Below are 7,604 nucleotides of genomic sequence, written 5' to 3' on the forward strand. Positions count from 1 at the left end.
TATACAAAAAAGACGAACAGGCTTTAACTATCACGTTAATCGGTCTGTTCGTTTTTATCTTTATACAAAAGAAACTCAAGATGAAAGGGCAGCTGCATTCAATCGAATCATTTGGCACAAAAGACGGTCCGGGCATACGGTATATTCTGTTTTTACAAGGATGTCCTTTGCGTTGTTTGTATTGCCACAATACCGACACATGGAACATGTCGGATTCTAAAATAGAGGTAACCCCCGAAGAAGCTTTCAGCGAAATAAAAAAAGTAAAAGGCTTTTTGAGGAACGGAGGAGTTACTGTTTCGGGAGGCGAACCTTTTCTTCAACCCGACTTTATACTCAATCTTTTCAAATTATGCAAACAGGAAGGTTTGCATACTGCCGTCGACACATCGGGATATTTGTTGAACGATAAAATAAAAGAGGTTTTAAACTTAACCGATTTAGTTCTTCTCGACATCAAACACATCAATCCCGAAAAATACACAGCCCTTACAGCTCGTCCGCTCGAACCTACATTAGATTTCTTCGATTATCTAGAAGAAATAAACAAACCTGTTTGGTTGCGTTATGTTCTTGTTCCGGGATTTTCGGACGATGAAAACGATTTAAAGCAATGGGGCGAATATGTATCGCACTATCCTAACGTACAACGTGTAGATATTCTACCTTTTCACCAAATGGGAATACACAAGTGGAAAGAAATGAATAAGGAATACAAGCTTAAAGATGTGCCATCTCCAACACCCGAACAGGTGAAAAACGCAGAAGACATATTCAAATCTTACGGGCTTCCGCTTCTTTAGCCATACAAATTTCGTTAATAACTCCAAGGTGTTTTTTTAAGAACGTTTTTTATGTAATCAAGCTACCCTTCGTAATCGTCGGGCATAGGTTGATATATGTAGTTGAGATCGTTAAGACGGCGGGGTAATTGTTCCGTTTTTAGTGTATGGGCAATGTCGGAGGCTTTAGGTTCGCAATGCTTTTCGGTTACTATCACTTCTTTCAGTTCAAGTTCGTCGGGGTCGAGTGGGGAAGGAACGTATTTCTTTTTCACTATTTTCTGGGTATAACCCTCCATTTTTCGGCGCATTGCATTTCGGGCAAGTCGGTACAAACGTTCCTGACGTTCTTCGATGGCTTCTTCAACAGCCTGAGCAAATTCGGGTTTAGACTTTTTCCATTCGTAAAATGTTTCGCGGCTTATATCCGCTGCATCGCATACGTTAGCTATTGAGAGGTAATCTTCTGATATAAGGATACAGATTTTTTCTACTGTTTCGGGAGTATATTTTGCCATAATCGTTAGAGTTTAAATATTGTTTTTACTTATAGATAAAACTCCATGAATTTCTTCGGGGGATATGAACAATCATTAATGTTAGTATTAGTTTTTATTATATCTTTATCGAAATTTTATAATTTGCATTTTTTATGAAACTAATAAAATTACTGTTATTGACTATATGCAGCCTATTTGCTGTGCACGGTTTTGCTTTGGAAACAAGTGGTTCTTGTGGGGAAGGTGGCGATAATGTTGTTTGGAACTTTGATACAGAGACAGGGTTATTGACTATTAGTGGAACCGGAAAAATGATATCGTATACACCGGGACAGAATACAGACGAGCGGTATAACCCTTATCCATGGGGCAAATTTGTTCAGTCTATCACTCAGGTGGTGATAGAAGAAGGCGTAACCAGAATCTCAGTATATGCCTTTTATATATGCGGCAACCTTACTTCTGTTTCAATTTCCGAAAGCGTATCATATATTGGGCAGTATGCTTTTGGGGGTTGCCAGAGTCTTACTTCTATTACGATTCCTAAAGGTATAACAACTATTGATGCAAACACCTTTTCTAATTGTGCAAGATTAGCAACCATTGAAGTGCCAGAGGGTATAAAAAGTATTAGTCCATATGCTTTTGCCGGTACTGCTTGGTGGAATAATCAACAGGATGGTTATGTCTATATTCAAAAAATATTATATGCTTATAAAGGGGAAACTCCCCAAGCAACATCTCCCGATATTAAAGAAGGGACAATGAGGATTGAAAATGATGTTTTTAGTAATTGGACAAATCTTACTTCTGTTACTATACCAAGTAGCGTAACCAGCATTGGCGGATATGCCTTTAGTGGTTGTACTAATTTAAAAACAGTAACAATTGAAGATGGAAGCGAAGCGTTGTCAATGGATGGTGTATTTGTATTTAATTATTGTCCTATTGAAACTGTATATATAGGACGAAATATGGAAATAGGGTTTAATACACCTACTTTAACTAATGTGACGATTGGCGACCAAGTTACAAAACTTTGTAGTTTTTCTGATTGCACGGGTTTAACCGAGATTAAAATGCCTAATTCGGTAACTGAAATAGTTTCCTTTTCGGGTTGTACAGGATTAGTAGAAATTGACTTGTCGGATAATCTTCAGAAAATCGGGGGACGTGCTTTTTATGGTTGCACCGGATTAAAGGAGATAACTTTTCCGGGGAAGGCTGAAATAAATGTGGGTCAAAGTGCTTTTGATAACTGTACATCTTTGACGAAAATTGTAAAGGAAAAAGGCTCCTCAATTAATTTTATTGCAGGAGGTTTTGGCAATTGCCCCATCGAAACAATTTATATGGGCGCGGAATTTATTTGGGGTAATACGTCTCCGTTCAGGTATAAAGCTACGCTAAAAGAGGTGATTATTGAAGAAGGTGTTACGGCTATTGGTAAAGGAGCTTTCGAAGGTTGTACAAATTTGACTCAGATAAAATTTCCTGAAACATTAATAAATATCGGAGAGTCGGCGTTCAATAATTGCAATTTGAATGGAGAGTTGTTATTTTCTGAGTCGTTGAAAACTGTTGGTTTGTCGGCATTTGCTTACTGTAGTAATATCGAAAAATTGACATTTGAAGGACAGGTATATTCTTTTGGAGAAAAAGCTTTTTATAATTGCAATGGGCTTAAGAATGTTATTTTGAAATCGTCTGTCACACCTCCCACTTGTTATTCCAATACTTTCGATGGCATTTCCCGATTAACTCTTCACATTCCTCATGGTAGTAAGGAGTTATATGCCAATCATCCGGTTTGGCGAAATTTCACAACAGTAGAAGATGTTTTCCTTCAAAATGATGTTGCCGGACAATTGGCAGTTATAAGTTGGTATCCGGTAAAGAATGCTTCGGCTTATAGCATTACTGTTTATACGGATGAAGACCAAACTCAGATTTATAAAACATACAATTTAGATGCAGAAGGCAGCCTTCGGATGGCAGGCGAAAGAATAAGTTATACGCTGCAAGACTTATCGGCAGAAACAATGTTTTTCTATACACTTTCGGCTTTTGACAGTGAACATAATAATATTGTTTCTTTCTCAGATAGTTTTACAACCACTGCGGGTACAAGCATAGAGGTAATTGTTAGTGATTCAAAATTGCGGGTTTATCCCAATCCGGTTTTAGAGAGTTTCAATGTTAATGGTCTTGAAAAAGACTCGTTCTTAACCATTTGTGATATGACTGGAAAAATTGTATTACAACAAATGGTTTCGCCAAACGAACGTATTAGTATAAGTCACTTGCCTCAAGGTCTGTATTTGGTACGTATAAACGATGAAATAATGAATATTATCAAACAATAATACTTATACGAATTTTAGTTTTTCGAAACATAAACAAACAAGGTTGCCATTTGGCAACCTTGTTTGTTTAGAACGTTTATATAATAACAGTATCATCCGGTGTTGCGGGTTCCTGCCGCAATACCCGATATAGTAACCATTAATGCCTGTTCAAGCTGCGACGACGGGTTTGTGTCTTTTCTGCATCTCGACAGAAGTTCGACCTGTAACAGATTTAACGGATTGATATATATATTACGCATTGCTATATTATTTGCAATAGAAGGCAGGCTCTGCATCAAGAAATTATCGTGTGCGATTTCCAACACAACTTTTATATTATTCTGAAGGCTTTCTCTTAGCTCTTTACCCAAATATTGTAGTTTTTGGTCAACCAACCGCTCATCGTAATATTCCGCCATGCGCGAATCCGATTTTGCATACACCATTTCGAGCATGCTTATGCGGGTGTTGAAGAAAGGCCATTTGGCATACATTGTTTCAAGAGTCTGTTTTTTGCCATTATCAATCGCAGCCTGTATAGCTTCGCCGGCTCCTAACCATGCGGGAAGCAATAACCTGTTTTGTGACCACCCGAATATCCATGGAATTGCACGAAGGCTTTCTACTCCTCCTGTTGGACGTCGTTTGGCTGGACGCGAACCTAACGGTAATTTAGCAAGCTCGGCTTCGGGGGTTGCCTGATAAAAATAAGGAATAAAGTCGGGGTTATGTCTTACAAGTCTCTGATAAACTTCGCGCGAAGTTTCGGATAATTCGTCCATAGCCAATCTCCATTCGTCTTTAGGTGCAGGTGGAGGCAGTAAGTTTGCTTCCAATATAGCGTCTACATATAACGAAAGGGTATGAATTGCCAAGTCGGGCAATCCGAGTTTAAAGCGTATCATTTCGCCCTGTTCGGTAACACGAAGCCCGCCTTTTAACGAACCCGGAGGTTGCGAAAACAGTGCAACTTTAGCAGGGCCTCCTCCACGACCTATTGTTCCTCCACGTCCGTGAAATAAAGTGAGCGTTATTCCTGCTTCTTCGCAACTCTTTATTAACGCTTCCTGAGCTCTGTACTGAGCCCATCCGGCAGCTATTGCTCCTGCATCTTTTGCCGAATCGGAATAACCGATCATTACCATTTGTTTATTTTCTATTATACCTCTGTACCAACTTATATTGAATAATTCGCTCATTATAGAGTCGGCATTGTTCAGGTCGTTCAGGGTTTCAAACAAAGGAACAACCGGTAGTACATATGGGCAATGTGCTTCTTTCAGCAATAAATATACAGCTAGTATGTCCGAAGGCATACGTGTCATCGATATAACATACACAGGTATTGTTCCTTCGGGGGTTTGGGCTATAACTTTACATGTATCGAGAACTTCTTTTGTATCGGGCGAAGGTTCCCAGTTTTGAGGGATTAACGGGCGTTTGGAGTTGAGCTCTCTGATAAGAAAGGCTTGTTTTTCTTCTTCCGACCACGATTCGTAATCTCCCATTCCCAGATATTTTGTCAGTTCCGAAATAGCTTCGGTATGTCTTGTGCTTTCCTGACGTATATCGGTCTGAACAAGTGTTAAGCCAAAGCATTTTATCCGGCGCAATGTATCGAGTAGTTTGTCGTTCGCAATCATACTCATACCCGAAGCCGACAACGATTTGTATATTGCGTATAGCGGTTCCCATAACTGGTTGTTATGTATTAAAATATCGCTTGTAAGTGTAACTTGCTTTCCTTCGTTTTTATTATCAAGGTATGCAATGGTTTTGCGAAGTTGCGAACGTAGCTTTTTGGTTACTACACGGTAAGGCTCCTGAGCTTCGCTGTCGCCAATATACTCTCTGAATTCGGAGGTACATATCGACATTGATAACTCTTTAACCAGAACTTCGATGTCTTTTAAAAATAATTCGGCAGCTCTTCTTCGGCTTTGAAGAAATACTTCTTCGGTAACTTTTGCGGTTACATTCGGGTTTCCGTCGCGGTCGCCTCCCATCCACGATGAAAAGTGTATGGGGCATGCTTCAACAGGAAGCATATATGAGAAGTTCTCGTTTAATTGTTTGTTTAACTCTCTCAGATAAGCAGGTACGGCTTGCCATAAGCTGTTTTGCACAACATCGTATCCCCATTTAGCTTCTTCGTTAGGCGTTGGCCTGTTTTGTCTTATCTCGTCGGTGTACCAGTATTGCACTATAAGCTGTTTAAGGCGGCGCATTATCTGGTCTTTCTGGTAATCTACAAGGTCGTCATGATCCAGTTGTTGCAGGCATTCATTAACCTCATTCAGATTATTAATTAGCGACCGTCTGTTTATTTCGGTGGGGTGTGCCGTTAAAACAAGGTCTATCGACATGTTCTCAATTGCTTCAACAATATTAGAGTTGTCAATCTTATTCTCTTTAAGTTTGTCGTATATCCGTTTAAAGTTTACCGGATTTTCACTTGCTTCGGCATGAGGCGATATTATATCGTACTGTTCGGCAACATTTGTAAGGTTTAAAAATTGATTGAAAGCTTTTGCTACAGGCAGAAATTCTTCATCCGATAGGTTTTGCAAAGTTTCAACTAATTCTTCATGAGATTTTTCTTCTCCTTCGTGTGCTGCTTTTGATAACCTGCGGATAGTTTCGATGCGCTCATACATTTCTTCGCCTAAAGCTTCCCTTATGTTTTCGCCTAAGAGGGCTCCCAGCATTTTTGTGTTCTGATGCATCAGTGATTGTGATTGTTTCATAATCTATATATATAATTATTTACTTTCGCTTATTTAAAAAGTTTGGTAAAAATACAAAAATTGAACAAAGGAGAATATAATATTGTTTGTGGAAATTTAATTATTCATCAAATTGGTCTTTAATTAGGACTATTTATTGTGCTTTAATTTGAAAAGATGAATTTCTGAAATTATTGTGTGTGGGTCATATAAATGAAACAGAGCTTAGTTTTGAAGCTAAGCTCTGTCTTCTTTGTTTTTCTCAAAGAATTTTATTTGGGATAAGTTTTTCCGTTTACATAACATTTAGCCAGCCTGTATTCCATGATGTCGGGCGAATTTAGATAATAGTTATTGTAACAGATTATTCCTATGTTTTTAGCATAATAACTATATATATCGGGAGCATTTTCAGCCCAGGGAGAATGTGCTAGATGTACTGTAGTGCTACCATTGAAGTTTAGTGCATTATTAAAAGACCCTGCCGGAACAGAAACGGTATTGTCTACTTTTTCCATTTTGGCATATATGCTAAAATATATATCATCGCGTATAGCCAATGTGTCTTTAAAATTAATATTAGAGAAATATATCTGCCCTGTTTCGCTAATTAAATATCCGTTGGAGTCTGTCCTTGTATATACTTCTCTCCATTTTCCGAGATTCAATTTTTCTTCAAAAACGAAGAAGGTTTTTTCTTTAAAAGTTCTTTCTTCTTTAATTCTTAGCGAATCTTGACCTTTAAACGTTTCTTTTCCGTCAGGCGATATGATATACTTATCATATACCCAATAGTTGCCTACTTGCATTGGTAGGTATAGTTTGGTTTCCTCAATAGGGTTGGTGTGTTGTTCGTTGTCGCCGTCATCGCACGAAAAGTTGAAGAGTAAACAAGTTGAGATTAAAAGAAACAAAAATATTTTCTTCATACTTCAAATAAGTTTTTTAATTGTTGATAAGAGAAATGTCAACATCGATGTTTTTCTAAAAGCACTTAAACAAATAACGAGGTAAAATGTGGATTAGTATTAAATGCAGAAGAAAAGTCTTTATTCTTTCGTTTCAAGACGTGTTTAAGGAGTTAATAGTAGTAATCACAAAAAAAGTTTTGAGGTTAACATGTTGTCTAACATAAGATTGTTTGTTTTGAGAAAAAAAATCACAAAAAAACCTCAATAATAATTTGGAATTAGGTAAAAAAAGTATTTATCTTTGCACCCGCTTTGCAGGAGATGCGAAGTAAAAAAA

At 37.9% G+C, this 7,604-nt stretch carries 5 protein-coding genes; 2 read left to right on the forward strand and 3 right to left on the reverse strand.

The features are described 5' to 3' along the window. Nucleotides 1–80 precede the first annotated feature (80 nt). A complete protein-coding gene (pflA, locus tag D0T53_RS08800) occupies nt 81–803 on the forward strand; it encodes a pyruvate formate-lyase-activating protein (RefSeq protein ID WP_163266960.1) in 723 nt (240 codons plus the stop codon). A 62-nt stretch (nt 804–865) separates the two neighbouring features. Here the strand turns inward: pflA and D0T53_RS08805 are convergent, their stop codons facing one another. After that, the gene (locus D0T53_RS08805; RefSeq protein ID WP_163266962.1) at nt 866–1,300 is read right to left on the reverse strand and encodes a phBC6A51 family helix-turn-helix protein; all 435 of its coding nucleotides are present in this window, start codon (nt 1,298–1,300) and stop codon (nt 866–868) included. Nucleotides 1,301–1,434: 134 nt separating this feature from the next. Here D0T53_RS08805 and D0T53_RS08810 point away from each other — a divergent pair, with 134 nt between their 5' ends. Next, complete coding sequence (locus D0T53_RS08810) at nt 1,435–3,648, forward strand: leucine-rich repeat protein (protein ID WP_163266964.1); 2,214 nt, start codon at nt 1,435–1,437, stop codon at nt 3,646–3,648. 92 nt (nt 3,649–3,740) lie between these two features. On the opposite strand, the gene ppc is transcribed toward D0T53_RS08810, so the two are convergent. Together ppc and D0T53_RS08820 are read right to left on the reverse strand one after the other, a co-directional pair. Continuing rightward, on the reverse strand, nt 3,741–6,377 hold the full coding sequence (gene ppc / locus D0T53_RS08815; protein WP_255489422.1) for a phosphoenolpyruvate carboxylase: 2,637 nt from the start codon (nt 6,375–6,377) through the stop codon (nt 3,741–3,743). 251 nt (nt 6,378–6,628) lie between these two features. After that, the gene (locus tag D0T53_RS08820; RefSeq protein WP_163266966.1) at nt 6,629–7,285 is read right to left on the reverse strand and encodes a hypothetical protein; all 657 of its coding nucleotides are present in this window, start codon (nt 7,283–7,285) and stop codon (nt 6,629–6,631) included. Nucleotides 7,286–7,604 lie beyond the last annotated feature (319 nt).

Origin of the sequence: Dysgonomonas sp. 216, assembly GCF_010501065.1 — a bacterium.
Taxonomy (GTDB): Bacteria; Bacteroidota; Bacteroidia; order Bacteroidales; family Dysgonomonadaceae; genus QVMM01.

What these genes read in the sequence shown, in the direction of transcription:
- ppc (WP_255489422.1), bottom strand. Translation starts at nt 6,377, where the DNA reads ATGAAACAATCACAATCACTGATGCATCAGAACACAAAAATGCTGGGA.
- D0T53_RS08810 (WP_163266964.1), top strand. Translation starts at nt 1,435, where the DNA reads ATGAAACTAATAAAATTACTGTTATTGACTATATGCAGCCTATTTGCT.
- D0T53_RS08820 (WP_163266966.1), bottom strand. Translation starts at nt 7,285, where the DNA reads ATGAAGAAAATATTTTTGTTTCTTTTAATCTCAACTTGTTTACTCTTC.
- pflA (WP_163266960.1), top strand. Translation starts at nt 81, where the DNA reads ATGAAAGGGCAGCTGCATTCAATCGAATCATTTGGCACAAAAGACGGT.
- D0T53_RS08805 (WP_163266962.1), bottom strand. Translation starts at nt 1,300, where the DNA reads ATGGCAAAATATACTCCCGAAACAGTAGAAAAAATCTGTATCCTTATA.